We start from the raw sequence: 26,836 nt of genomic DNA, 5'->3' as shown, positions 1-26,836 counted from the left end.
TTAAGGTTCCAATCTAAATCCAACCGAAAAAATCCTAGGACTGGGATAGCCGACAATATAATCCGGATCGAGTTTATGCCCATTTGCACGCCAAAGTATACCGACATTATTCACATAGAGATAAGGACTCAGCGCGCTGAACATTCTTCCTTTTTTCCTTGTTAATAAAACCCTGTAGGAAATATTGATATCCTGAAGGCGTATATGGTCGCCCTTTTCGACCAAAGCGCTTGAACTCCGATAAAAACTGTTTCTATTTGCATTATTGGGATACACCATTGAAGGGATATCTGTATACTTCTCATCCCCTGAAGCCTGCCATCTTTTTTCAAAATCCGCATGACCAACATAGCTCTGAAACAACTCACCATAGTCTACCGACTTTCTGAGGAAATAATAGCCCAATCTATAGGTAAGGTTAGCGGAAAGTGTAATCCCTTTCCAACTCCACGTGTTGCGCACTGCTCCAAATACTGTCGGCAGAGCTGCGCCATGAAAATCGAGTTCTTCGGGCTCAGTCTTACGCAGCATATTGAGATAATCCTTACTAACTTCTCCATTCAAGTAGCCCATGGGATCACCAGTTTCTGAATCCAGACCTGCCCAACGATAGCTTACCACTGCACATATCGGTTTTCCGACGATCGGTTGAATTGTATTACCATCGGTCACATAGGCACGTAGGTCTGTAATGGGGTTCAAGTATCGGGTAACCTTGCTTTCCGTCCAGCTCAATAGGTAATCTGTACGCCATGTTAATCGATCTTTTATATTTTGGGTATACAGATTAATATCAATTCCCTTACCGAGCATTTCTGCAGAATTCACTTTTTGCTTATAGCTGCCCGTGCTCGGGTTCAAGGCTCCAGTAGTCTGGTCAAGCAACATAAAACCCAAAAGATCCCGCCCATTTTTCCGATAATATTCGATACTTCCACCAAATCTTTCGGTACTACCCCTGAAATCCACACCAATATTCAACATTCCCGTTTTCTCCCACCTGAGGTCAGGATTCGGCGGATTCATGATATTTGCATAAGGGGCATTTACAAGTTCATTGTTCCCGATGTAGCGTATAGAAGTATAAGCAGCCAACGAATTGTCCATATTTCCATTCACCCCATAGGTTAGTCTAAGCTTTAGATAATTGATAAATGCATTGTGATAAAATGGTTCGTTGCTTATTGTCCAGCCGAGCCCCGCAGACCATAGCGGGACAAGCTTCTGGTTGGACCTCACACCAAAGAGGTTAGATCCGTCCTGCCTTACACTTGCATTCAATGTATATCGGCCAGCATAGGTATACCCCATATTTGCATAATAAGAACGGAGCCTGTCCGTTAGTTCAGTGTAATCCGTATTATCTGGGATCAAGCTGGTACCACCGGTATAAAGCGGAAACTGCCTGGTCATGTCCACGGGGGTAAAAGTTAAGTTGTTGTCAGCATATCCATATTGGCGCATGGAATTCCCTGTAATGGTGCGCTGCTTATATTCCAGTCCCACAAGAAAGTTCAGATCCGATTGTGCCCATGCATTGCGGTAATCAAGTTGCCCCCGCAGTGTTTTACCACTGAGTGTACCGTTGGTTAGATCAAGAATATTACCGATAGGGATCGCCCTGTTCTGCTGCCGTGTTACAGGATCAATGCTTGTGTACCGATTCACCAGATTACGTACATAATAGGAATCTTCAGACTGGAGATTTTTAAAAGCGTCCAGCTGTGTTTCCTGCTGATATTTTGCGCTGATCTCAAAGTGCCCCAAAAATCGGTATGCAGCACCAGCATTTATTAAAAGATGCCTAGTTGTATTGATGTCGTTGCGCATCCCAGCCTCCGCCAGGGGATTGTACGACCAGTCCAGCAGACCTTCGTTAAATGCTTTCTCTTTCAACGTATTTCGGTAATCCTTGTCCACGATGATCCCTACACCATTGCTTTCTACCAATTGCATATAGGGTAACAATTTTTTACCTGATGAAAAATAAGTATTCTCAATTCCATCTTTTGGGCGCTTACTTTTAGAAAAAGTATAATTCAATCCGACATCCAGGGTCAGATCTTTGACAGGCGTATAGGAATTATTGAAACGAAGGCTCATCCGTGAGAACGAGTGGTCAAGGTTCCCGATATTCTTGTCATATCCCACGCCAAATACAGTCGTTGACCGATCTGTTCCACCCCTAAGGCCTAGCGCATACTGCTGATTAACACTATTTCTGTAAATATATTTCAGAAAGTCTCTTCTGATATCATTATTTCGCAGCCGGTCGATTTCTTGATCCACCTGCCCTGCAAGCTCTGGATAATCCCTTTTCTTGATCAACAGCTCCACAATGGGAGACAATACCGGTTTGCTGGAGCTTGTTTCCTGATTTTTAAAATACCCTTTTTCAAACAGAAATGACTCCACATCAACCATTGAATTTGCGTTCATGGGCTTAGCATAATAGAGGTTAGGCTTCTCGCCCACTGTCAGTACAGCATTCATATTTATCTGCCAAGGCATATTTAACTTGCCTTTTCTTGTGGTTATCACAATAACACCATTACTGGCCCTTGCCCCCCATATGGAAGATGCTGCAGCATCCTTCAAGACGACAACATTGTCTATCTCATTGGGATTTATATTATTGATATCCCCATCAAATGGAAAGTTATCCACCACGATAAGCGGGCTGGCATTCGCATGAATCGTGCTGAATCCACGCACAGAGAGACGGTTTCCTCCAGAAATTCCCCGTTTGTCTACCAGTACCGAGGCCACGGTACCATCCAGGCGGTCCAGGATATTGGTTGAGACCTGACGGTTGAGCAGGTCTTTGTCCAATACCTCAAAACTGCCCACCGATCTTTCTTTGGAAAGAGACTGATAGCCTGTGGACACCGCGACCTCCTGCAATACAAATTCGTTAGCTTCAAGCGCTATTGTCAGTAATTGGGCAGAAGAAACAAATAGTTTTTTTGTCCGGTATCCCACATTGCTAAAAACCAGTGTATCCGCTTGCTTTAGGTTGATCTGAAAATGGCCATTTTGATCCGACACCGCGTCTATGAAACCTGAACGGACAGTCACCCCAGGCAGCCCTTTCTTTTTGCCCGCATCGACCACTTTTCCTGTTACCTGCAACTGGGCAGCACATCTTATACTACAAAGCAGTCCAAAAAGTGATATAATCAGTGTTTTCATCGTAGATCCTCCTTTATCTGAAAAACTTCAATTTCACGAACAGCTGGCGTAAGCGCCAAACTATAATCGGAAAGTTGTTTATTTAGACCTGAGAGATCAGCTCCAATCCATTTTTTTAGCTCCGAGGGTATCGAACTCCTTTTACTTTCATTTATTGTGGGAATACCCCGTGCATATTCAATATCGCCCCGAAATCTTTCGATGGAAATAGTTTCCTCACTCTCATTCCTTGGCTGATTGCTATTACTTGAAATATCCGTAAGAACAAGACATTTCTTTTTCTTTTTTACGAAACCTGTCTTCACCCGAAAGAAAAAGTCAAGGTCCTGTACTATTTTTTTTCGTTGTTTTTCCAACGACATCCCTCTGGTCAACAGTTCGTAGGAAAACAACTTATCCTCGTTACCTTTACCCGCAGCAGGAAAATATTTCTCAACAAGGGCAGCACTACAGTCTATCCTTGCTGATCCGAACGAAGCCAACTCAGGATATGCCAGTCCGTAAAGCAGCAATAGCGACTGGTTGATGCCATAGATACGAGTGGCCCCCGGCTTTCTTCTAATCCCACTGACAGCGGGCAATCCGGGCAGATTATCAGAAAAAGCACTCTGAGTCCGTATTTCCTGATCGATACCGTAGACATTTCTAAAGAATATGGAAGAATCACTGTCAAAGTTCAGGACATCCTTTTTCTGCTTTAGGCCATCTACGTTACCTTGAATAGCTTGAAGAATACTTTTTTCTTCAACATCTTTACCATCCGTTATGGCCAGGATCTTTCCAGAGGGCGCCAGCCATACTGTATGGGGTATCATCCGATGTGGGAAGTAGTTTGCAAACAGGCTATCTTCTACGATTGATCCAAAGTTGCTCTGTTTAAGCAATTCTATTCTGTCAAAAGCATCAGTTACCTCTTTACTATGCTGATCGGTGATTGGCAAAACGGCAAAATCATTGTTCAATGCCCTTTGTATTTCCTTTACTTTGGCCATGCCGGATATGCAGCTACCGCACCAGGTCGCCCAAAAATCCAGGATGATCAGTTTTTTGTCCCGATAGTCATTTAGGGTAATCTCATCTTTACCTGACGGATGGTTAACTACCTGTAGTGGTCTATTCCACAAAGCTTCGGGAATGGTATCCCCTATCTTTAAGGCAGTGATGTGATTTAGCCCACCGGCCCCGCTGTCCTTGCGGGGCGTCTGGGCTGATAAACTAAACATAGAAAAACATAGGACAGATAGTAGGGCACTATATAGTAATTTTATGCTGAAATTGGGCAAGAGCTCTCCCGCCCTAAAAAAAACGTTCATTTTTTAGGTGTTTAAAGGAGTGACCTCAGCACAATATCTTCCCTATCCGACCATGATCGGATGCTACCTTTCCCAAGCCTGGCTCAGGTCACGTAAATAATAAATTGATTAATTGGAGAGCCAGACACGTTTGAGTGGTATTTCACTAGGTTACATAATTGACATCACGTTGTCCATGGCTAAGGGGCCAAAAAATTGGCAGGTCCAACCGAGCTACTCGGCGGGAGCTTTCAGATTTTTGATGTTTTGTTTTCTGTTCATTGCATATAAAAAGTATATCGGCAATGAATCTATATGGAATAGGCTTGCATCAAAAAAGAGATGGAACCTGCCTAATTCTTCCAGAAGGCCGTAGGAAGCCAGAGAAAAGAAAAAGAGCAAGCCCATCTCTTCTTACAAAGATAAGAGAGAATGGGCTTTAAACCCCTGATCTTGCTTCTCTTGAAAATTTCCTACGTTTTCTGGACAAGATTCAGCCTTTTAAAGCCTTTATTTAAAAGAATACCAACTATTTATTCTTCCATTATATATGTCAAATATAAGGTATATTTTACAAAATTCAAAATTTGTCTCAAGCTTTTATATCAAGCCAAAGAAGTTTACTTGCAAAATGATTAAACTTCCATTTACAGCTGTTTTTATAATAAATAGAGTCAAGTTCCTAAGGATACTACGAGGATTTGCTGCAGAGGAACTTTCCGAGGAAATCGGAATGTCTGACTCATATATCAGTAGTATAGAAAATTTATTAAATAAGCACCAATACCCTCATCAAATATTAATAAAAATCGCTGCCGTCCTAGAATGTTCGCCACGCGACTTCTACCCTTCTGATGAGGTATTACAAAATAATTCAGGCGAACTTGTAGAGAAGAAAGTTATCTCGCTATCAAATTTGGACGACGCAATTAAAATTTTGTTAGCCATGAAATTAGATGGATATTTCTCCGAAGAAAGATCCACAGAAGACATTTTGCGATACTTCTATATTTTGGGAAAACCGGAGGCAAATGTTGTAAAAGAGGCATTGAGTAGACTCGTTAACGAGTCCAAATTAAAAAAACAGGGCGAATATTTTATCGAAATACAGTATATATAATCGAATGCAACATTTAGTTTCTTATCTTCGAATATCATTTGAGATGTACAGATGGGGAATAAAAAGCAAATAACCAAAAAGGACAGTCCGCTTGTGCTAATGCTTCGCACGGATTATGAAGTGTTGGTAAATACTTACGAGTTATTAAAAAATTCAGTACTAGATGAAGAAGATATATCCTTTCTTTTAGGGAAACCCAACAATTATTATTTTGACCTTCTCGATCCTACAGACAAGAAAAAAATAAAACAGGAATATTTGACACTTTTCCCTTCTATTTTTAATGTACCTTTAGCTGATATACTTTCGGAATGCATTAATGCCGATGAAGAAGTTAAGCTGAGCGCCTCTTCCAAATTCAATAAAAAATCAACGGTCTTCAAACATACAGTGACTTATGAAGATGGAACAATTTCCCCTGAAATCGAATGGCGACGAAAAGTAGTAAAAGGTGTCCGTAAGATCGAAAATAAAGCCCTAACAGATTATTTGGTATTTTTGGTAGAAGAAGGATATTTCTTAAAACCACAATCTGCATTGGGACTTTTCATTCATCTGAGAAATCATTTTGATTATTCCTTCACGGTGAAAGATCTAGCTGTGTCGCTTAAAAGATTAAGCAGAAACGACGCAAATACCCCTCCGTTATTGCAAAGGAACCTAGATCGAGCTAGATTCACCTATTCTGAAGTATACCAAATCCAACCTCCTGCAAATTCAATAGTAGATTTTAATACAATATTTAATTGTGATACGCAGAAGCTGTCTGATTCGCAGATTTACACCCTTTCAGATCGCAACGATCGGATATTAGGTTATGCAGCTTTAGTCAATCGTCAACTTATAGACATACAAGTTCTTCCAAATTATAGGCGGATGCGATTAGGAAAACGTCTCATAGATTACCTGATCGCTCACGATAAAAACAGACCTATAACTTTTGAGATACCAACAGATGTCAATATCGTCAACTTCTTTATTGCTTGTAAACTTTTGAAAGATGAAGCAGATGAGGAAGAAGAAGATTAAACGCGGAGTTGAAAAATCATCCAACCTACCAATGGTGAGGATATTCCTTCCATCGATGCGGCTGCTAAGATAACCAGCACCACTAAAAGGAAGCAACTTCAAGGGCGATCTGGGCAAGAAATTGGGAACTTCGGGCGATATCATTGGCCGGTATAAAAGGGACGAAGTTACGCCCTCGGTGAAGGTAGCCTCTAGGCCGATGTACTTGATGTATCACTGGACTATCTTTCGGGACAGACTGATACACTGTTGGATTCCGCTACGCTCGGCAGGATCATGGAGATATCCGTGATGCCTGAGGACGACCAGAAACAGGTATTTCTTGTGCTTGATGCGCTCATAAGAGACTACAAGGCTAGAAAAGCCTATGCGCAATAAACAATAGTGCCAACCTTTTTCAAGATTGGCACCGCTGTTTATATACTAGTCTTCAGTAATATCGAAACTACGGAGTGTATTGTTTTAAGACCTTTACTTTCTTATCATTATTCGTAGCTGGCCAAATAACTATACGATAAAAATCATCTCCTTCATCCCCCTCAACAGTCGTCAAACCTTTTGAATAAACCCGAACACTATACAATCCCGATGGTAGCTCAACTTCTTGAACTACACTTGATGTAGGACAGTCCTGAACTTGTAAAACACCTTTCTCAATATCGATTTTACCTTCAACAACATGATCATATTCCTCTAAATTTTCAATATTAGATCCATCATTCTTTATTTCCAACTGCCCCTTTACTGGACCATAACATTCTGTACCTACAGCTAAAAAACCTTTATTTACAGCCATTCTTTCATGATAAGTTTGCTCTGTCCACAGGTCACTATCAGGAAATTCATCAGCCCCATCAGTCAAATAAAATTGTCTATACTGGGTATAAAAATCCAAAGGGTATACATCCTCATTAATCATATTTTTACAAGAGCTAAGATTTAATAAAATCAATAAAACAAACAACATAAAACTATCCTTGATTATCAAACTCATAATTACCAGTCTGAAAAGATGGTGGAACAAAAATCGGAAGCATAAATGGCATCAGCACCCTATTCAATATCGGAGACAATATAATTCCTGATGGAACTCTAGGAGCCATTTTTGGCAACGGTACTAAAGGAAAGACCGGCACTGGGCTAGGTTCAGGCACTGGACTAGGCTCCTTATCTATTGGAACTGGTAATACCAAAAAAGCTTCTTTATCCTGCATAGTACTATATAATCTTGCTAGATCTGTTCCCTGTCTACTATTTTCAGGAATTGGAACATGCTTTACCATAGCCCCCTTCCCCCCTTCATAAGTTGAAGCATAAGGGTATTCGTCTCTGTGAAAACCAGTAATAGTGGGAATACCTTTCGTAGCCTCATATCTTCTTTTCGGATGGTTACTCCTGTCTGCATCAAAATGAAGAACTTGTGGCTTGCCATTCCTAAAGGAATTCAATGTGTGCGCATATATATTTGGAGAATCTTTCTGTCTAACTAAATGAACATTCAAAGGTTTGTTACTCTCGGCCTGCCTCTTAATTGCTGCAAAAGCTATCTGAGCATCCTCCCCAGTAAACCTTACACCTCCATTTATATTAAAAATATCCCTCCCATCCGGATCGATAAATCTAATTGGATTATTAATGGCATAATTATAAGGAGACCATCTTCTGTGCTTCTCCGCCAACGGATCCACCACATTCCATCTACCGATCTCTGCATCGTAGAACCTTGCCCCGTAATCGTATTTACCTTTGTTTAGCTTCTATATTGGCTTTATATTTTTTTACAATATAGTCGTAATCGTTAGCTCTATGATAAACACTATCCACTGATTTTTTATCACCCAAAAAATAACTTAAATAAGTTATTTTTTTTTGATCCGGTAATTCCAGCGTTCCTAAAGTACCAACTGTCAACTTCTTGTTTCCATTATCCATACCTCCATTATTTTGTATTCTTTTTCTTGTTTCGTCAACTTCTACCAAATCTATAATGTCGTCTGGAACATATTTACTGAAAATTATGCCATCCGTTGGCGTATAAAATACTATCTTGTTATCCGTTTTTTCAAACTTACCTCTATTATATTCCTGGCCATAAAATATCCAAATTTCACCTTTATATGATTTCGGTATAACTAGCTCTTGCTTCGTAAACTTATTACTGCTACACGACATAAAAAGGAATAGGAAACACACAATTATCAATTTATTTTTCATTTTGTCAATCTATCAAATTGCTCGAGAATTTTTTTATTCCATTCTTCTACTGGGATGGTCTGTTTTCCATTTCTGACGCCAATAAAATTTCCATTCTTATCAAACTTCACACTCATGTTCACATTAAAAATATTCACGTCTGCACCACCTGTTAAAGTCAACACATTCCCTTCCTCTTTACTTGCGCCTAAAAATAGCCTATTTCCAGATTGATCTTCCACAAATGCTTCTGTTGAGGGGAAATCATCTCCGTAAAAACTAGCTGAAATATTCAAATTATCTCCAGATTCTTTCATTACAAAATAAGCCCATATATCCAATGCTGGAGTAGCAAACTGAGGTGTCAAGGGATCTTTTGCCGTATAAGAGAATTCAAACGCACCTTTCCTACTATTTTTATCTCGATTATGAATTTCAAAAGATGGATTTGCTATTTTTTTCTCTTCAATCTTACCATTACTGTCATATTTTACAGTAGCATCAGCGCTAATATTTGCACCTCTATATTGTCTCATATCACCATCGAATACAAAGTTGAATTTTGTTCTTGACGTTGCTCCAGTTAAGTTAGGCCCTGAATCTGCGGTTGACGGTCCTCGCCCATCACCTCTAAATTTTTTAGCGTAAAAATCACTTCCTGCTCTTGCTGTAGAAATGAAACTTCGAACCCATACTGGCCACGGCCAAGCGCCATCTGGATCTATAAACCTAATCGGGTTATTGAATGCATACATATAAGGAGACAAGCGCCTGCCTTTCTCCGCCAGTGGATCCACTACGTTCCATCGCCCTATCTCCGCATCGTAAAACCTTGCCCCGTAATCCAGCTGCCCTTCCAGTACATAAGAACTTCCCAAGGTATGCGTGCCACCGCTCAGATCAGCCTGCATCTCCTTGCCATTGTAAAGATACTTATTATCAATGCTCGTTGCAATACTTTTGGTCTTGCCAAATGGATAATAATCCTGCTTCTGCATCACCGTAGCTACCGGTGCTGTCGCCGTACCAGTCTTCTTGAGCACCGAACGTACATTGCCCAGATGGTCCGTCAGGTTGTAATGGTAGCTGTACGTGCCCGCACTGTTCAATAGGAAACCATCCTCCGTGGCGATACGCTCGATTACAGGAATCGCGCTGCCGCTCCTGCTGTACTCGATACCACCGATATAGTCCTGCTGGGTTTCGATCCCCCCTACTGTGGATTTCCGGTTCAGCTTGCTCCCCAGTGCATCGTAAGTATAAGCGACAGTCCTGCTGTTTCCGACTGCCGTCTTGGGTAGGTTCAGCTGATTATAGGTAAACACCATGCCCGTACGGTCCTTGGTCGCATTTCCGTTCACATCATAAGTAAATGTTCCCGTCAATCCACCCGAAAGACTGGCCAGCCTGCTGCTCTTGTTGGTATTGTTATACGCATAGGTAATTGCCGTGCCATTGTCCCGTATCAGCGTCCGGATATTGCCCATATCATCATAGGTCAATGCCTCGCTCATCACTGTACCAGTCAGGTAACAGTGTTAGGGGAAGAAATAAAATTTGTAAAATGGGCATGGCACAGATCAGAAAAGTCCTATATATAGCAGCAACTTCCGCTATCAGGTGCAAGGGCCTGCAAAGAGCTCTATGACAGACTCAGGGCAAAGGGAAAACCATATAAAGTCGCTATGATCGCGGTCGTCAATAAATTGATCAAACAAATCTTTGCTATCGCAAAATCTGGAAAATCTTATACAGTTCAACTACGGTAGTACAGAACAGAACCATCCAGCTACCCTAAAATCAATCCAAAAGATATTTCGAATAGATTTTAGGGTAACGTAGAAAGGGCCCAAAACAAAATTTAACTTGGAAAAATTTTAAAATAAATTTGGATATCAACACAGTTCATAGAACCTTGCCCTGTAATCCAGCTGATCCAACTCCAGTTCACCTGTTTCGCCTTGCCATTGTATCTCTAAAGGTTAGAATTACTCAATGCATTGCCCTGATTCATCTCTATGTAACTTAGCCAGTTCCAAGTTTTTATTGACTAATTACTTCTCTGCAATTCTTTCCCTCTTTTGTGAACATCAAGCAATCCCAAACTGCTTTCATCAAATTCTAACTCATTCTCATATACTATGAAGTATGAAGCTCCAATATAGAATTTTTCATTACCTGTTTCTATCTCAAACAAACTGTTGTTATCAGCGCTAACAAAGGAGTTTACCGAATTGTAATTAATCGGCTTTTGATCTTTTTCCACTAATTTAACAGAAAGTCCAAATAAAGAAGTGAACAATTGCATGTATCGAACTCCAAAGAAAATAAGATCAATATTTTGATTATCACGATCATCCTTACTAGCTCTGAGCAATAATTGTCCATGACTCACCGTGAAGTCAAAAACTGTGAAATATCTATCTGATTTAAAGATGTTCTTATTCATATTTTATAGCGTTAAAACGGGTTTGATATTACTTTTCCATTGTGATAAAAAATAGTTCTTTTCAATGCTTCAGGATTTAAATGTAATTGAAATAATTCCCAGCTTGTGGCTCTACTAGAATTAAGTCCTTTTGCTCCCTCGGTAATAGCCTTCAAATGATCAATCATCCAAATGATCAATCATCTTTCCGTTTGGCCCTGTCATATTGAAATGTATTTTATTCGATGGATTGCTTATGGTGTTCATAAATTGAGATTGAAAATCTTGAGCGCCCCATATTTTCCAAGTACTTCCATTGACATTTTTAGCAAAATCATCAAGATGCTCGACTTCCACTATTGATATAAAAAAATAAAGTAATAACTAACCACACTATTTTCACTCCGGCTTTAGAAACTTTAGACTTAAACCTAGTTAAGTATCTATTCCATACAAACTTGCGGTGTCAAGATATACCTTAGCCAGTTCCAAGTTTCTATTAACCCCAATGCCATAATAATAGCAACGACCAACCTCGTAAATAGACTGTTTCTCACCAAGTAAAATAGCCTTAGAATAAAATAAGAACGCTTTTTTCATATTCTTTCTTACCCCAAAACCATTTTCATAACAAACAGCCAAATCGAAACAGGCCATTTCATTATTCTGAAAGGAGGCGTCCAACAACAGCTTGACAGCTATCTTATAATCTTTTTCAACGGTTTTCCCATATAGATACCAAGTAGCCAAAGCATATTGTGCCTTATTATTGTTTCTTTCTATCGCTTTTTTTAATAACTCAAGTGCATTTAAGTCTCCTATCTCAGTATTTTTGCTCGCTTCTTTGAGCGCTTGAAAATATAATTTATCTCCTTTTGCCATATTAAATAATTATTTTTTAGGAGGCCAAGGCCCTTTCCAATTTGGTGGTCTTTTTCTTGGAGGCAAAGTTTCTCCTTTTTCCCCCCCTCTATCTACAGCTCTCCTAGACTGTCCTTTTTGATGCTTACCCAAGGTGCTGGGCCTTGCACCTTTGGTGTGTTCAGCTGAAAAAAGATTTTCGTATTGTCCTGTAAATACATTGTTAAAACTGGTAGCTAAAAAAGCATCTACCGCAAAAGAGGCTGTAGTTGATGCATCCCATTTATCAATAATATCAGATGAATATACATACGCTGCTGTTCCACCTATAATTACTCCTCCTACTATTTCTCCAAATGGGAATGGTCCATCCAGTGTTGAGGTACCAAGTGCAATTGTGAAAGCTGTAGACATCGCTTTCTCATGCCCTTTGTTCTCTTTTAGCGAATCATTTTCAGCTTTTTTCTTCTTGTCTTCTTTCTTTTCATTTCCTTTTTTGTTTTCTTGATTTTTTTTCTTAGGGGGATCATCACCTTGATCTTTTCCCTCATTTTGAAGCATGAATTCGGCTATATCTTCTGGATCATTGGTAGACCAACCTCCATAGTCATTTTTCTCCCACATCCCGTTCGGATCTAACTTACCGATTGGGCTGTTAAGAACATAATTGTATGGTGAATAGGACTGGTAGATTTCAGCTGCAGGGTCCACAACAAACCACCTACCAACTTCTGCATCATAAAAACGAGCGCCATAATCATAAGTTTCACCAAGCTCGCCCTGGATCTCCTTACCATTGTAAAGATACTTATTATACCCACCGACCACAACCTTGCGCTTGCCAAATGGATAATAATTATCACGTTGTACAACATCTACTGCAGTCGCACTCGTCCCACGTTTCAATGTCGTACGAACATTGCCCAAGTTATCCGTCAAGTTGTAGTGGTAAATAAAATTTGTTCCACTTTTGAGCGCATATCCTATAGGATTATAAATGATTTCAATAGTACCATTATTGTATTCGATGCCATCCAAATAGTCCCTTGTGGTAGTTACAATACTCGCCGTACCTATCTTCGCTAACTTCTGGAGCTTTTTACCAGTAGCATCATAGAGAAAGGTTACATTTGTACCTGCTTTAATAGCCGTTTGCGGGAGGTTCAGATAATTATATGTAAATGCCATACCTGTTCGGTCAGTCTTGGCATTTCCATTATCGTCATAGGTATAACTGCCTGATAAGCCCCCCGTCAGTCCAACTAGCTTGTTACCACTGTAGGCATAGGTAGTTACAGGCAGCGCGTCCCGTTTGAGTGTTTTGATATTGCCCATATCATCATAATCTACCACCTCACTCATACTTGTTGCTCCTGCTGGTGTACTGATGCCGCTCAACAATCGACCAGTTCTATCGTAGGTATAATTGAACGTACTTGTGGTAGCCCCAGGAGCAAAACGCCAAGACAATGCTGAAATATTGCCGTTGTACTGCCGGTTACCTCCATCTTCGTACATAAATGACTGCGTAAAATTGGTCGAAGCAATTCGTTTAGTCCAACCGCGCTCATGATAAGAATAATTTGTCGTATCCACATAGCGAGATTCGGTTGCAGATTTGCCCATATAACGGGTTTTGAGCTGACCAATCTCATTATAACGATTCGACGCAAGTGTCACCTCAGCTTGCACATTTATCTGTTCCTTTGTGGCAACCAAACGGCCCACATGGTCATAATCATTGGTTGTTATTATTTTCGTTGCAGAGCCGTTCTTAGGGCTATGTGTTCGCGTGCTTGTCAAAAGCTCTCCCGGAAAGCTGTAAGTGTTGGTCACCACATCCGTTCCGTCAAGATGGTTTGTACTACGCAAATCCACTACTCGCGCATAATCATCATAATGATTTACATTCCATAACCATTTTGTAGTGCCTAGAATCCTCGTTTTACTTGCGGTAAGCAATGTTTTTAATTTCTTGCTATAAGCGGCATGGTCCGTAAAAGGAAGACCTGAGATGTTGTCATAGCTATCATAATAGTTGACCTCCAGCACCGTCATATTAGCGGTATTCTGCGGAATTGTATTATTTGTATAGCTTTCTAACGCATCACCCCGCTCTTCCCACATGGGTCCAGTAAATTCCTTCAGTGCTTTTTGTAGCGCCTCTTGATTATCACCCACGTGGCCAGTCTCTATCCCTGTCATCACGATGCGGCCAAAGGCATCATATTTTGTGAAACTCCACTCATTTCGCTTTAATTGCTCGGCATCACGTGTAAAGATCACTTGATCGTTTTTATTGTAAACGATATATTCCCAACCTTTTCCCGGAATTTTTTTCTTTATAACGCGTTTGCGACCATCATGTTTATAGGCATAGATATATCTATCAAAGTTAGGGTCGCTAGCCGTTTCAGTAAAAGCGATTGCCGATACAGCTGGCGGTAGCACATATTTAAGGTTTCCTAGGTCATCATAGATAAAATAGGTTTCTAGTGGATATACGACCTTGGTCTGGGGATTGATATTCCATTGCCGCTTAAGTACAACCCGGCCGCCGAAATCTTTATATTCGTCTATTGTACCTGCCCGGCCATCGGCTTTGACCCAGTTTTCATCCTTTACCGTCATCCTATTCAGCTGGCCGGCGGCATAAAATGTAGCCTTGGCGCCGCTGCCTGATGCATCTATTGTCCAGAGCTTGACATCATTCGTGCCGTTGGTTCCGAATTCGGTAGCCAAAGTTCTACCATTGGGAGTTGTCAATGTAATTAAGCTCCTGTCTGCTGGCGGTTGCCAGGCGGAACCCGGGAACCCTTTTTGTTGCACACGGTTGAGGGGGCTGTTTTCAAAAATCGTTACTGCATATGGAAATTCTGTCTTTGTAATATCAGCATCCCATGTGTTGGACTTTGCATAATAGGCCAATTGGTCCGTTTTTGCTGTCGTATTGAAAGATCCATTCCCAGCAATATTTTTTACATGGGGCAAATATTGCACTGCCTCACGCCCAAACCCATCGTATTCAACATGTTGGACAACGTCTTTATAAGTTGGGCTCGCCATCAACTCAATGGTCTGGCTCGGTCTGCCGAGCCCATCGATATATTGCACCGTCTGGTTTTCATCAGCAATACTACGTGTTGCATTCACGGACTGGGGCGTTACTCCGCCTGCACGAAAAGTTTTGGTCAATATATAATTTTGACCAGCAGTTGGTGAGCTTACTATGTTTGGAAATGTAGAAATGCCTATTGTAACATTCTTCCCCGAGGGAATATAAAATCCGTCTTTAAGTATAATACTATTTAGCGCGCGGATACTCGTCTGATTGCTATATGCATTCAATACAGTATCCTTGGGTAATACCTGTCCCTGAGCTATGTATAATGCGAATAACGGAAATAGCGTTAAAATTTTCTTTTTCATAACGTAAAGGCTTAATTGGGACGGTAATGATAATCAAGGGATCTTGTGACATTGTTTAGATGGTCCAGAACCATCTGTAGCCTTTGCATACCATCATAAAGATAGGTTTCAGTGATTCCTTTTGGATCGGTTCTACTGGTCATTCCAGTCAATGGCTTATAGGTATAACTGGTCACCATAGCTTTTGGAAGTCCAGCTCTTAACTTCACCATGGCCGCGTTAATACTAGCATCCGAAACAGTCGGGAAGTTCAAACCATCGATAACAGCTTGGGTCAGCAACGTAGAAACCTCCAAATAAGTCGCGTTTTTTATTTCCGCTATAGGATATTGGCCGTTGTAACCCCAGAGATATACCGTTTGAGATTCGGACAGCTTTCTAATTTCTCGGGGATTATTATAGCTATCCCGCTGTAAAATAGCGACTTCATCTCTATAACGGGTATCGGGATTATAATTCTGTTTTGTTCCCGTGGGCGGTATAATGCCGATACTGCGGTTACTAAATTTAAAACTAGATTTCGGTATAAATGCCGCAGTTTCCAGACGGGCATATTTGCTCAAGTTGCCAAATGCATCATAGCTAGCTATAGTTCCGCCAACAATTTTTTCAATACCTGCATCTACAATAAGCTCAACGGCCTCTATCGGATTTTTGATAATATTCTTGTTTTTAAGAATGTCGAATTGTGTATTACTTAGATAATCGTTGATATAATTTGTAACACTTACTCCTTTTCCTTTTAGCGAACTATTGACAGTCTTTACTGCCTGATAAAAATCTGGATCTGAATAGGTATAATTTGTAGTATTCACCACGGAATCCACTCCCGAATAAGTCACGACTGTTTCAGAGGATAACGCAAATTTATCTGAACCTACCGGCGTTAGCGCTTCAGTAAAATATCTTAGGTGGTCATCCTCTCTTTCCATTCCATTCATCAAGAGATAGAGTTTATCAAATTTAACTCCATTGTCCAACTGTGAATTTAGAGGGGGATCTGTATAAGTAAATACTTTTTTTTGCACAAGAACACCGTCATCTCTGATATAGTCTTCACGTAGAAGCGAGGGATCTCGCCATGATAATGCAAAAGGTGTAGGATATGGCCTTACATTGTAGCTACCATAGCTAGAAGTTTCCCGATTATAGTACGATACTACTTTACCCGCGCCATTGTCTTTTGTTACTTTACCATATAATAGATCATAAGGTAAAAATGGCACGAGATTATGAGAATGTACATTATAACGGTACCCACAATTATGACTGGGGATATGGGGGCCCTGGGTAGTATAACCAAATACATCGGTCGTAGAAATATATTTAGGTGAATTTATAAGCTTTGGATCCTCATAGCTAAAAGTTTCTGCATGCTGCAATTTCCCCTGATCCTCATATTTAATTTCTTTCACCCTATTCCCTCCGACCTGTAATGAAATGTTAGACTTCTTTGTGAATGCAATAAGTATACTGGCAAAGTTACTATAGCCTTCTTCGTAATCACATCCGGCATTTAAAAGATATTTGTATCTACCCTTTTTCAAGCTGATTGTACTACTACCGCTTGGACTGTTAATTTCTGATCGACTAAAAATGTTATACTCAGACGGTCCATTTAGGTCATAGATATCAATCCCTCCACCATTAACATTATCATTGGGATCTCGGCCTATGGACCACCAAATATCATAGTCATTGTCTTCCAATATTTGAAATTCGCCAGAAGCATTACCCCAATTTGATGCTGCTCTACAGTCGACCTCGGTGTCAAGTACAGTTGTACGGGTCATATCGTATTTGGCACCATAGGCAATCTCATAAGGAATACTTCCCAAATCCGGAAAATTTATTGTGTTCGGCTCATAATTGAATAATACTTTACCCTTGGTGGGCGTCTGTATTTCAATCAGCATTCCCATTCTGGAAGCTTCTGCATCAGCATTTTTATCAGAACGGATTATATTGTTGGGCGGTACCGCATGAGCGGGCATAAACTTGGAATAATCAAACGTCGGAATACTATAATCATAAGCGATTTTCCTATTGTAAAAGCCCCAATGGTCCTCACTAACATTCATGTTGTTTTCGCCGGCCAACGGAAAGTCTTGAATTTTATCTGAACCAGCTTGATGGTATTTGAAAGCGTACCATGACTGAAACACATTGGTCTTTGTGTCTTTTTTTTCTATACTGGTAAGCGTCAGTCTTTTTGTATTAAAATAATTAAATCTATAGCTTTCAATAATTGAAGTTCCTTTTTGAATATCAATTCCTGATAGCGCCTTACCCTTTTTATTGTCTGTCCCAACCAAGTCATTTCTGGATACTGTGTTAAATCGGATATGAATATCATCAAGTTTTATCGATGATATAACCCGCTGGTTGCTATAATTCAATACTGAAGAGTTGTATTGTCCCGTGCCATTACCGCAAACACCATCCCCAGTGTATTGATCCGGGCCATAATACACGGTCAGTAAGTTTGTTCTTAATCTGTACGAATAATCATCAACATATTCAAATGTTACCTTTTTCCCATTTGGAGTAATAATCTCGTTTAGATACCATATCATAACACCACCTGTAATCGGATATCCCATTTCACTCATACTTCCGCCCGAAGAGGAACTATATCTTTCATTGAAGGAATATTTTATGCCGCAATCATCTGTAATTTGGATTGAATTCTGGGTAACATTGATCTTGAAAGATCTAAAATTTGTGGTCTTGACCTCGTTATCATTAAGATAGAAGCCAAAATTATCTGTGGGCAGACTAACCTGAAATAAATCGTATTCGGCATCGTATTTTCCTTCGAAGATATCTTTTTTATACGTATACTTTTCCAGAGTCGAATAAGCATTGCTGAAATAATCATTCAGTTTCTTTTTAATGCTTGCCTGAGCTAGGCCAACATTACTACTTAGATCATCATGCCCCCGAACTTCCTGAATAATAAAACCCCCGGGATTGGCACTCCACGAATGACCAACCCAGCTTGGAATACTCTGTGGTTTGAAACCGTTGTTGTTGTAATTCAAACTTATTGGGATATTCAGTCCCGCCTCTACTGCCAGGGAGTAAATATTAATGTCATAATTGACCGTACCAGTTGCTCTGTTAATCTCAACATTATTCACCTTCTCAAAATTGCTGACATTGGGGGGCGTTATATCAACAATTGATCTAATATCCATCTGCGCATAACTCTCATTTTTGACACCTATATATACAGCTAACGCGAGCAACAAAATCTTCTTTATTTTCATAAAATATCAGTATAAAATCGAACTGGTTAAATTTCTAAAAGGATTTTCACAAAACAGGGTGACACTACACTCATACTTAGGAGATGTAAGAGGTTGTTTTTAGTCAACAATTTCATATGAGACATCCATAGCGATCTTACGCTGTAGTTCATTGATCCTTTTTTCCTGCTGGATAACATGTAGCGTCAATTCCTCAATCTTTTTCAGTAGAATTTTGTTCATTTCACCAAGCTGTATACCATCATTTTCAACTTCTGCAGCTTTGGGAACATCAGGTAGGTGGCCATTCTTTCGTATAAACGTTTCTGTTTCGCTTAAACTTGGAAGCCTATACTCGCTATTGAAAACGTAATCTGGCCAATTGGCAGTCTCCACTTTGATTTCATGTGCACGAATCTTCCCATTAACAGAAAGTTTCTCTTTGGGCACATCTGTTCCGACGCCTACATTACCTGCAATGTTCTCGGACAATACTTTACGCCAACCGGTCCAACCTGCTGCCTGGGTTCCCGTACGATAATAAATACCCTTAGTACCTGAAAAAGCAAGTTCGTGTGCTGGCCCACCACTATCATCTCTCCATCCTCGAAGCCCTAGTAAGGTATAGTAAACAGCATCAGAAAAACCGACAGAGGTCCCCATTTTGAATGAAGATCGTAAAGTACTGACATAGTCAGCTGGAAGCGTAGCAGTAGATCTAGTATCCTCTATAGTTAAGTAAGTCGATTGTGCCAGGAGCATATTGGGAAAAGCAAACAAAACTCCTACCGCAATTTTAATAACAGGCAATCTTTTCATAATCAATATAGCATTTGGTTAAAATACTTATTACAAAATAAATTAAAATTCATAAACTAATTATTAACCAACAATTACATTATCGTTAATAGCAGCACATATCACGTTAAATTAACAAGTTTATTATTTCCTCTGTCAGTACCGTCCTAAATAAATTTTAAGGCCATAAAAATCCCTATCTATTGTTGTTTCCATGCAGATTTTGTTGATACTTTCGGATTTGACCCTCTATTTGCGTTTCAGAACAGGTTAAACTGTCCATTTTGCTCATTTCCACAGATCAATCTTCACGAAGATATTCAGCCTTATGAAATTCACCAGATTGGATAGGTTCCAGCTATATTTCGCCCGTTTTTGAATGTACTTGAAGAGTAGTATCCCGATCAGCGCTGTCCAGATCTGGATGTAAACGGCATTCTCGGAGATGCCTACAAAACTGGAAACTGGAGACCTTTAACCGCTGCTTGGGGTGTTTAAAGAACGTCTCGATCTCCCAGCGCTCTTTGTAAAGTGCAGCTACCGTGGCCGCTTTACACTGAAAATGATTGGCCAAGAACTCAAATTCCAGGTTTTTGATGTTTCTAACCGAATCTGCAGACTATAAATGGCAGAAAAGCATGCTTACCAAATGCGTTCAGCTGTTGATAACTTTGTGGTGCTTGTATGAATCATGCTTACCTACCAAAAAATTGAAATCCTCTCGGTCGATAAGCGAGAGAATCTGAGAAAATACGTTAATATTTACCATAGTGGTGATTTGTTTTAGCGAACTAAATATAGCATTCCCTGCTATATCATTCACCACCACTTTTTAAATCACGTTTAGGACGTTACTGATTAAAATTTTAAAAAATCAAATATATTCTAATAAAAAGAATATATTTCGTACCTTAAATTTTAATTAATTTTTAAATGAGCACATTAGGAAAAAAATTAGATTACTTAGACACCAAAAAGGCTGGGGCCAAAAGGATGCTGCGACACAATTGGATATATCAATTCCAGCATTTTCTAAGATTGAAGCAGGAATCACAGATATTAATCTCTCTCGGATAATCCCAATCTCAAAGTTATTTAATGTCTCGGTTTTACAGCTTTTATCTTCTTCTGACACAGAAGAGATTAAAGACTATGCCAACGAGATAGACGCAATTAAGCAAAAGTTGCAACAACGTGACGACGAAATTATCGAACTTCAGAAAAAAGTCATCGACCTATATGAGCAGTTGTACAAAAAATAACAACTGTAAAATTACCAGTGGGAATACGGCACCAAATTCAATGCTGACTTAGGAAACCCTATTTTTGTATTAACGCCAAGGATATGGCATTTTAATAACTGATAGGCATGCCTTTTGGCCAAAGACTGATAACATTGAAAAAGGTTAAGAAACTCCCACCTCACCGAGCGATCCTGGCAAGAAAGTGGGAACTTCCAGCGATATCAAAGGCCGATATGAACGTGACGAGATTATGCCCTCTGTAAAGGTTATCTAATAATCGGCAGGATCATGGAGATATCCGTCATGCCCGAGGACGATCAGAAATTTCTAGTGCTTGATGCACTTAATAGGAGACTACAAGGCTAGGCAAATGCGTAATAACAAGAAAAGCCCGACCTAATGATCGGGCTTCATTTTTTTTAAATGGTGTAATCGTTCTTTATAAACCTTTTTCTGACGCTCGGTTCTTTTTGCGTCTATCATATGATAAAGAACAAACGTTATTATAATAATCGAAAACACAGCTAGAATATATACTAACCAACGCACATGCTTTTTCATTATGGTTTATTTTCCGTAAACAACTTTCCTAAAGCCGGCTCTATATGACCATCCTTCTGTGATAGCCCTTTTATCAGCCTTACTATCTGGATAATTATACATGGTCCCCCATTTAATAGCTTGGCCAGATGAGGTCCCAAGCTTCTGCTGAGCATAACCCTATAACCAGTTACCTGCATCAAACATATTATATGCTGTGCCATAATTATTAAATATGTATATAGGTCCCTTATCTTTTAGAAGCTCTGTATCAAAATCATAATTCTCAACAAGTGTATCATCAAAATATCTTGGAAGATGATAAACTGAGAAATCTAAAGATCCTCCATGAGAGTTAGCCAAAGTAAAAAGAGGTCTAGTTAACCAATGCATTTTCTCAACCCCTGATTCATTCATCATATCATCGATATCACCTTGAGACACAAAATTTATAAAACTTATATTTTTAAAGTTATCTCCAAATTTCTTCATGTTATACTTAATCGCAGCAACATCCGTTTTCGGATCATTGAATTCATAAGAAGTAGATTTTCCTGTCTTCGAATTCTCTACTACCAACTTAACAGGTTCATCATTCTCTACAACGCGTTTAAATCTACCCTCTTCATCGAATACAAAATCATCCTCTAACATTCCGTCTGGATCAATAAACCTGATCGGATTATTATAAGCATAACGATAGGGTGACCAACCTCTATTGACTTCCGCCATCGGATCCACCACCTTCCAACGCCCATCTCGGCATCGTAGAATCTCGCCCCATAGTCCAACTGATACAGTCCTAATTCCACTTGTTTCTCCTTCCCATTGTATTTGTAAAGGTTAGAATTACTCAACGCATTGCCCTAGTTCATCCCCATACCAAATGGATAGTAATCCTAGATCTGCTTGATCCCTCCACTATGGTCTACTTCCGCACGTGTATTACCCAGGTGATCCTTTAAAAAATATTCATAAATGTAATACTCGCCCTCATATGTTGGTGAGTCAAAAGAAATTATAGAGTAAAATTTATAAATACGTCTCATGCCTTTGTCGTTTTTTTTAACATATCTACATTAACAAAAATCTATTTAATTTTACCCTCTAAATTCCAAGCATAATTTTCACTTAGGTTGATATTAATGAAATCAACTCCTTTTTTGTATAACGATTTTGTACCCTTAAAATCTATATATAAACTATCATTGTGATCCTTATCATCATTATAAAGTTTAATCAATCCATGAGAAGATCGCTGAGAAACATCTGAATAATCATCAATTTTAATAAGTAAAATATTATCTTTAGAAAAAACCACACTTACAAAATCTCTGTCCAAATTTGTTATCTTCACATAGTCATCTAAAGGAATTTCTTCACCTGAATATCTTCCAGGGATAAAATAGATTTCATCATCTTCTCCATTCATAACAGTGATACATTTATTATCTGAAAGACAATACACGGATCTTGGTGATAGGCTTATTAAGGCGTCAATAATCATATATCCAATTAAACCTAAAAAACTTATCAGTAAAATTTTCAAGATCATTTTTACCACTTTGGTTGCCCTAGAAACGGGTTGGTTTGCATTAGCCATAGTCTTTCTTTTGCTCCTTGTTCATACTTTTTTGATGGATACATAGGACTGTGTCCTGATCGTTGCGCACGTTGCGTTGGTTGTCCTTCTATTGCCCACTTTTTCCACCTGAGAACATTCCATGTTTTATTTTCTTGTTTAGATTGAAGGAAATCAAACCCAAATCGAGCCGTTTCCCATGCCATACCATTTTTAGCAGCAACGTAGCCAGCTGCATAATTTCCTATATCACGTGCCGACGCTATTTTACCTTCAAAAATCATTCCTCTATAAGTTTCTTCACCCCTCGATTCGCCTTTAATCAGTCCTCGTGTTTTGAAATCATAAGGTTCCCAACCTTTAGCGTTCAAAAGGTAATCAATTAATCCGACACCTTTTATCTCGTTATTAAAGAAATTTTGCCCTGATCGATCATTGAGATCAATTATTGCTCCCTTAACTGCGTTGCCGCTTTCACCATGAAAGGAATATTCAGTTAACATTTGGCCTAATACTCCCACACGTTTACCTTCCTCCATTAAATAAATATTTTTATCTGAATTTTTTGTTCCTCCTATTACCTCAAACCTACTACCCCCTAGTGCTTTTACTTCCAAATCATCACCATCACTCCATCCACCATCTTTATCAATTCTGTTCACGGGATTATTTCCCATCCCAACATAAGGTGAATGATATTGACCATAAGGATCCGTTGTCAGCCATCTGCCTATAGCAGCATCATAATTACGAAGCTCAAAATTATTCCAGCCGGTCTCCTTGTCCTTCTCAGCATACAGTCCCTGATAGCCATACCTGTTCTCAATGCCGCCTGAACGTACCTCCATTCCAAATGGATAGTAGTCTGCATAATAAACAATGTCGGCAGCGCCGCCTGCCGTCTTATTCCGGTTGATCACAACACGGGTGTTGCCAACATGGTCTGTGATCGTATACTGATAGTTACTGCCAAGCCTGTAAAATGTACCTAATCTGTCAGATCCATAAACCGGTTGTTCCTTCAGCTGTACTGCGCCTGTCCCCTGTTGTTCAAAGACTGCCGCCAAGGTGCCACTGCCATCGTAGCTATACCAGGTAACAGCATTTGTCCTGTGATCCTTCTTCATCACACGGTTGCCTTCATCGTCGTATATAAAGCTAAGGATTATTATCTTCTTTGTATTATCACTATAGATTTTTGTGACCTTGCCCGTTACATCATAATCCAGATACATCCCCACATTGCCCTTTACCTGAGAAGCCAGTTGACCGATTGCATCGTAAGTATAGCTGGCGTAGTTATTCACTGAGGCCAGTTTATTGGTATTCGCCTGGTAATTGTACGTATAGTTCCCTAAAACTGTCGTACCGGTACCTGTACGAATCAGCGATCTGATATTGCCATGTCCATCATAGCTCAGCCCGTGCTCCCGATTGATCTCTCCCCCGGAAACAAATGCCGAGCCATTAAAGTTCGGCGTGCCCCAACGGTTCGCCATCAGCTGGCCAACAGCGTCATAGCTGTAGATGTTCATCACCGCTCCAACATCCGTTGAATTCGGCTTCTTCGAAAACCAGCTCATCCCATTGATCAGTCCACTGTAGTTGGCGGCACTGCTGCCCGCCTGGATACTGGGTATACCCGCCTGACGGTTGCTATAATCCCCAGAATGGTATTCCAGGTTCATTCCGAACACATCCGCAGCAAATCCATTGCCGCCGTCCCGCCCCGGATCTTTCAAGGCATTCGCATTATTGATGCTCTTGAGTTTGCCGTCTATGCCATAAACGTAATCTATACCCTGCAACTTATCTCCAAGTTCAACACGCTTAAGATCGCCATGTAGATAGTAGCTATATTTCGCGTGCAGGACCTTTGTAGATGCGTTATCCGTCGTATTGGTATATGCCGCAACTAACCGTTTATTCTTGTCATACTCGAAATAGTGTACCATCGTCTCGGCAGCGGTACCTTTCTGGTAGATACTCTTGGTCACATTGCCCATGTCATCGTAGGTATAATCCATTGTCTTGTAACCAAGACCGGCAACATACTTGACCGTCCACACAACATTCCCGTCGCCGTCATAGTTGTACCAGGTCCTGCTCACCAGATTTGCAGCAGACACCGCGCCACTGTACTTTGACTTGGTGGTAATCGCACCACCCGAAAGAAAATAGCTGTCCTGCACATAATTTGCCGGTGAGGGGACAACCGATGCCGTATCATAGCTCACAACAGTAACATCGTATTTGGTACCCGTTGGATACTTGCTCGGATCCTCTTCCGTGGCATCAAGCATCGCTGCTGTAAGGCTCTCGAACCTGTGGGTACTGAGTGAGGGCTGTAGCTCCCCGCTTTCCACACTACGGCCATAACGGTCATAGTTTGTATAGCTGTATTTATTCGACAGCTTCTGCAATGCATTCTGAGAATAACGAAGCTTGCCGTCGCTGCTGTATTTCATCTCAGCTTTGCCTGCATCCGGGTCCACGCTCTCGATGAGCCTACCACGACCGTCGTACTTAAAGGTTTTGACAAAGGGGATGCTGGCCAGCGTCGCATAGCCCGCAACTCCGTCCGTCCATAATTTCTTCACACCCTCCGGTGGGATCGTCGCCCTCACGCGGCCAAGCTGGTCGTAAAAAGTAAAGCTTACGTCTGAAAGACCAACCTTATAATTCACAGAAGTGCCTACATTATGTGTAAACTGGTATAACCCCGGCTGTAGCATTTTTGTCCCCGAGACGCCATACTCCGACTCTGAACGAAAATAGTCTTTCAGCATTCCGGAAGTAAAACTTACATTTTGGGAAGTGACTATCCCGAAATAACCCGTCTGGGCGCTATCTATAAGCAGTGTACCGTCCAACATTAACTCACTGCCCCCACGTCCTGCCATAACCGTTCGCCCATCGATACTTATGCTAACCGAGGCTCTATTGTCGGCATCAAAACTTACCGACATCATTTTCTGGCCAGTAGAGACCAAAGTGGTCTCGCCAATTTCGGAAACTGGAAAATACGTCCGCCGGACAAGATTGTAGAAGTCAAGCTCCCCATTCACCGGAACATTGAACTGGCGAACCTCATGCCCGCCGCCCAATTTCATTGCTTGGCCCACGCCCCCGCTCGCCGTGAAGACATTCGTACCATTTCTGGCACCGGCAGAAGTACTGTAAGGCATATTCGTATAGTCCTGCAGGCGCTCCCAGGCATTCTTGCTGCTGTAATAATAACCCAGGGTGCCTATGCTGTTCCCCGCAGTATCGACCGGATCCGGAGCAAAGCTCTTATCAGGCAAGCCAGCCGTACTAGTAAATCGGCTATAGTTTCGGTAATTCAGGGCTGTAAAATCAGGCTTGTAGCTGAATGCCGCGTTGTTGATCGGTGCGGACATCGTTGACCCCACCTGCCGCCCACCGACATCATAAAGTGGCTGCACAGCTAGTACGTGACCTGCTTCAATATTCCGCGTCTGTGTCTGGAGGGGCTTTCCCAATTTGTCAAAAAAAGTCTTGGTCTCGCCGATAATAGCTCCACTGGCATCGAATGAACGGGCCAGGGTCCAGTTCATCTCCAAATTCTCGTTCGGATTATTGGGGGCGGCAGGGCCCGTCATATTGTTGTCCAGACGCAGCAGCACATTCGAACCGCTCTTGAAGTGAACGCCGGGCTTCAGCGTGATGCTTACGGCACTGGTCGCTGTATAACTCTGACCAGGTTCGACGACCAAAGATGTCGCTCCACCCATGGGGAGCACTATAGCATTCTGACTGGTCGTCTGGGCTTGAGCTATTCCCAATTGAAACAATGTGAATAGCGCTAATATCGATATTTTCTTAAGACCTTTGTCTAACGATTGTTTTTTCATAT

20 protein-coding genes and 1 pseudogene are annotated in these 26,836 nt (G+C 40.6%); 4 read left to right on the top strand and 17 right to left on the bottom strand.

The features are described from left to right. The gene (locus tag B4G94_RS27810; RefSeq protein ID WP_286863377.1) at positions 1-3,192 is read right to left on the bottom strand and encodes a SusC/RagA family TonB-linked outer membrane protein; all 3,192 of its coding nucleotides are present in this window, start codon (positions 3,190-3,192) and stop codon (positions 1-3) included. Beyond that, positions 3,189-4,415: a TlpA family protein disulfide reductase gene (locus B4G94_RS27805; protein ID WP_286863376.1), complete on the bottom strand. Its 1,227-nt coding sequence runs from the start codon at positions 4,413-4,415 to the stop codon at positions 3,189-3,191. The genes B4G94_RS27810 and B4G94_RS27805 overlap by 4 nt, the downstream gene beginning before the upstream one ends. A 700-nt stretch (positions 4,416-5,115) precedes the next feature. Between B4G94_RS27805 and B4G94_RS27800 the strand changes: the two genes are divergently transcribed. Continuing rightward, positions 5,116-5,604, top strand: coding sequence for a helix-turn-helix domain-containing protein (locus tag B4G94_RS27800; RefSeq protein ID WP_286863375.1), 489 nt, complete (start codon positions 5,116-5,118; stop codon positions 5,602-5,604). 51 nt (positions 5,605-5,655) lie between these two features. Beyond that, complete coding sequence (locus B4G94_RS27795) at positions 5,656-6,633, top strand: GNAT family N-acetyltransferase (RefSeq protein WP_286863374.1); 978 nt, start codon at positions 5,656-5,658, stop codon at positions 6,631-6,633. 445 nt (positions 6,634-7,078) lie between these two features. On the opposite strand, the gene B4G94_RS27790 is transcribed toward B4G94_RS27795, so the two are convergent. The 5 genes and pseudogenes from B4G94_RS27790 to B4G94_RS27775 all read right to left on the bottom strand — a co-directional run bounded on the left by B4G94_RS27790 (position 7,079) and on the right by B4G94_RS27775 (position 10,340). Beyond that, positions 7,079-7,627 (bottom strand): hypothetical protein, encoded by a 549-nt coding sequence (locus B4G94_RS27790; RefSeq protein WP_286863373.1) that lies wholly within the window; start codon positions 7,625-7,627, stop codon positions 7,079-7,081. Next, positions 7,605-8,165: a NucA/NucB deoxyribonuclease domain-containing protein gene (locus B4G94_RS27785; protein ID WP_376786629.1), complete on the bottom strand. Its 561-nt coding sequence runs from the start codon at positions 8,163-8,165 to the stop codon at positions 7,605-7,607. The genes B4G94_RS27790 and B4G94_RS27785 overlap by 23 nt, the downstream gene beginning before the upstream one ends. A gap of 69 nt (positions 8,166-8,234) precedes the next feature. Then, positions 8,235-8,378, bottom strand: a pseudogene (locus tag B4G94_RS28195) (RHS repeat-associated core domain-containing protein); the annotation flags it as partial. Beyond that, positions 8,374-8,847: a hypothetical protein gene (locus B4G94_RS27780; RefSeq protein ID WP_286863371.1), complete on the bottom strand. Its 474-nt coding sequence runs from the start codon at positions 8,845-8,847 to the stop codon at positions 8,374-8,376. The gene B4G94_RS27780 and the pseudogene B4G94_RS28195, both read right to left, overlap by 5 nt. Continuing rightward, a complete protein-coding gene (locus B4G94_RS27775) occupies positions 8,844-10,340 on the bottom strand; it encodes an RHS repeat domain-containing protein (protein ID WP_286863370.1) in 1,497 nt (498 codons plus the stop codon). The genes B4G94_RS27780 and B4G94_RS27775 overlap by 4 nt, the downstream gene beginning before the upstream one ends. Here B4G94_RS27775 and B4G94_RS28035 point away from each other — a divergent pair. Then, positions 10,328-10,474 (top strand): transposase, encoded by a 147-nt coding sequence (locus B4G94_RS28035; protein ID WP_313532947.1) that lies wholly within the window; start codon positions 10,328-10,330, stop codon positions 10,472-10,474. The genes B4G94_RS27775 and B4G94_RS28035 overlap by 13 nt on opposite strands. A gap of 402 nt (positions 10,475-10,876) precedes the next feature. Here B4G94_RS28035 and B4G94_RS27765 read toward each other — a convergent pair whose 3' ends face one another. The 6 genes from B4G94_RS27765 to B4G94_RS28190 all read right to left on the bottom strand — a co-directional run bounded on the left by B4G94_RS27765 (position 10,877) and on the right by B4G94_RS28190 (position 20,167). Further along, positions 10,877-11,275 (bottom strand): hypothetical protein, encoded by a 399-nt coding sequence (locus B4G94_RS27765; RefSeq protein WP_286863369.1) that lies wholly within the window; start codon positions 11,273-11,275, stop codon positions 10,877-10,879. 414 nt (positions 11,276-11,689) lie between these two features. Continuing rightward, the gene (locus tag B4G94_RS27760; RefSeq protein WP_286863368.1) at positions 11,690-12,136 is read right to left on the bottom strand and encodes a tetratricopeptide repeat protein; all 447 of its coding nucleotides are present in this window, start codon (positions 12,134-12,136) and stop codon (positions 11,690-11,692) included. 9 nt (positions 12,137-12,145) lie between these two features. Next, entirely contained in the window at positions 12,146-15,544 is a 3,399-nt protein-coding gene (locus B4G94_RS27755; protein ID WP_286863367.1) for a DUF6443 domain-containing protein, read from the bottom strand. 11 nt (positions 15,545-15,555) lie between these two features. Then, positions 15,556-18,816, bottom strand: coding sequence for a hypothetical protein (locus tag B4G94_RS27750; protein ID WP_286863366.1), 3,261 nt, complete (start codon positions 18,814-18,816; stop codon positions 15,556-15,558). A gap of 99 nt (positions 18,817-18,915) precedes the next feature. Continuing rightward, on the bottom strand, positions 18,916-19,614 hold the full coding sequence (locus tag B4G94_RS27745; protein WP_286863365.1) for a hypothetical protein: 699 nt from the start codon (positions 19,612-19,614) through the stop codon (positions 18,916-18,918). A 337-nt stretch (positions 19,615-19,951) separates the two neighbouring features. Next, a complete protein-coding gene (locus B4G94_RS28190; protein ID WP_376786628.1) occupies positions 19,952-20,167 on the bottom strand; it encodes a transposase in 216 nt (71 codons plus the stop codon). 367 nt (positions 20,168-20,534) lie between these two features. Between B4G94_RS28190 and B4G94_RS27740 the strand changes: the two genes are divergently transcribed. Then, positions 20,535-20,855, top strand: a complete 321-nt coding sequence (locus B4G94_RS27740; protein ID WP_286863406.1) for a helix-turn-helix domain-containing protein — start codon at positions 20,535-20,537, stop codon at positions 20,853-20,855. 702 nt (positions 20,856-21,557) lie between these two features. Here the strand turns inward: B4G94_RS27740 and B4G94_RS27735 are convergent. From B4G94_RS27735 to B4G94_RS27720, 4 genes are all read right to left on the bottom strand, one after another. After that, a complete protein-coding gene (locus tag B4G94_RS27735) occupies positions 21,558-22,109 on the bottom strand; it encodes a hypothetical protein (protein WP_286863364.1) in 552 nt (183 codons plus the stop codon). A gap of 167 nt (positions 22,110-22,276) precedes the next feature. Continuing rightward, positions 22,277-22,426 carry a hypothetical protein gene (locus B4G94_RS27730; protein WP_286863363.1) on the bottom strand — a complete coding sequence of 50 codons (150 nt, stop codon included), beginning with the start codon at positions 22,424-22,426 and terminating at the stop codon, positions 22,277-22,279. 41 nt (positions 22,427-22,467) lie between these two features. Next, on the bottom strand, positions 22,468-22,980 hold the full coding sequence (locus B4G94_RS27725; RefSeq protein ID WP_286863362.1) for a hypothetical protein: 513 nt from the start codon (positions 22,978-22,980) through the stop codon (positions 22,468-22,470). Continuing rightward, positions 22,935-26,834 carry an RHS repeat domain-containing protein gene (locus B4G94_RS27720; RefSeq protein ID WP_286863360.1) on the bottom strand — a complete coding sequence of 1,300 codons (3,900 nt, stop codon included), beginning with the start codon at positions 26,832-26,834 and terminating at the stop codon, positions 22,935-22,937. The genes B4G94_RS27725 and B4G94_RS27720 overlap by 46 nt, the downstream gene beginning before the upstream one ends. Positions 26,835-26,836: the final 2 nt, after the last annotated feature.

The organism is Sphingobacterium sp. UBA7625 (genome assembly GCF_002484085.1).
Lineage (GTDB): Bacteria > Bacteroidota > Bacteroidia > Sphingobacteriales > Sphingobacteriaceae > Sphingobacterium > Sphingobacterium athyrii.
This window is presented reverse-complemented; position numbering and strand designations above follow the sequence as displayed.

Bases quoted from the DNA above. Each gene is read 5' to 3' on its own strand.
- B4G94_RS27720 (WP_286863360.1), bottom strand. From the start codon at position 26,834: ATGAAAAAACAATCGTTAGACAAAGGTCTTAAGAAAATATCGATATTA.
- B4G94_RS27790 (WP_286863373.1), bottom strand. From the start codon at position 7,627: ATGAGTTTGATAATCAAGGATAGTTTTATGTTGTTTGTTTTATTGATT.
- B4G94_RS27765 (WP_286863369.1), bottom strand. From the start codon at position 11,275: ATGAATAAGAACATCTTTAAATCAGATAGATATTTCACAGTTTTTGAC.
- B4G94_RS27735 (WP_286863364.1), bottom strand. From the start codon at position 22,109: ATGGCGGAAGTCAATAGAGGTTGGTCACCCTATCGTTATGCTTATAAT.
- B4G94_RS27800 (WP_286863375.1), top strand. From the start codon at position 5,116: ATGATTAAACTTCCATTTACAGCTGTTTTTATAATAAATAGAGTCAAG.
- B4G94_RS27760 (WP_286863368.1), bottom strand. From the start codon at position 12,136: ATGGCAAAAGGAGATAAATTATATTTTCAAGCGCTCAAAGAAGCGAGC.
- B4G94_RS27755 (WP_286863367.1), bottom strand. From the start codon at position 15,544: ATGAAAAAGAAAATTTTAACGCTATTTCCGTTATTCGCATTATACATA.
- B4G94_RS27775 (WP_286863370.1), bottom strand. From the start codon at position 10,340: ATGAGCGAGGCATTGACCTATGATGATATGGGCAATATCCGGACGCTG.
- B4G94_RS27750 (WP_286863366.1), bottom strand. From the start codon at position 18,816: ATGAAAATAAAGAAGATTTTGTTGCTCGCGTTAGCTGTATATATAGGT.
- B4G94_RS27745 (WP_286863365.1), bottom strand. From the start codon at position 19,614: ATGAAAAGATTGCCTGTTATTAAAATTGCGGTAGGAGTTTTGTTTGCT.
- B4G94_RS27725 (WP_286863362.1), bottom strand. From the start codon at position 22,980: ATGGCTAATGCAAACCAACCCGTTTCTAGGGCAACCAAAGTGGTAAAA.
- B4G94_RS27730 (WP_286863363.1), bottom strand. From the start codon at position 22,426: ATGAGACGTATTTATAAATTTTACTCTATAATTTCTTTTGACTCACCA.
- B4G94_RS27810 (WP_286863377.1), bottom strand. From the start codon at position 3,192: ATGAAAACACTGATTATATCACTTTTTGGACTGCTTTGTAGTATAAGA.
- B4G94_RS27805 (WP_286863376.1), bottom strand. From the start codon at position 4,415: ATGTTTAGTTTATCAGCCCAGACGCCCCGCAAGGACAGCGGGGCCGGT.
- B4G94_RS27795 (WP_286863374.1), top strand. From the start codon at position 5,656: ATGGGGAATAAAAAGCAAATAACCAAAAAGGACAGTCCGCTTGTGCTA.
- B4G94_RS27780 (WP_286863371.1), bottom strand. From the start codon at position 8,847: ATGAAAAATAAATTGATAATTGTGTGTTTCCTATTCCTTTTTATGTCG.
- B4G94_RS28035 (WP_313532947.1), top strand. From the start codon at position 10,328: ATGCCTCGCTCATCACTGTACCAGTCAGGTAACAGTGTTAGGGGAAGA.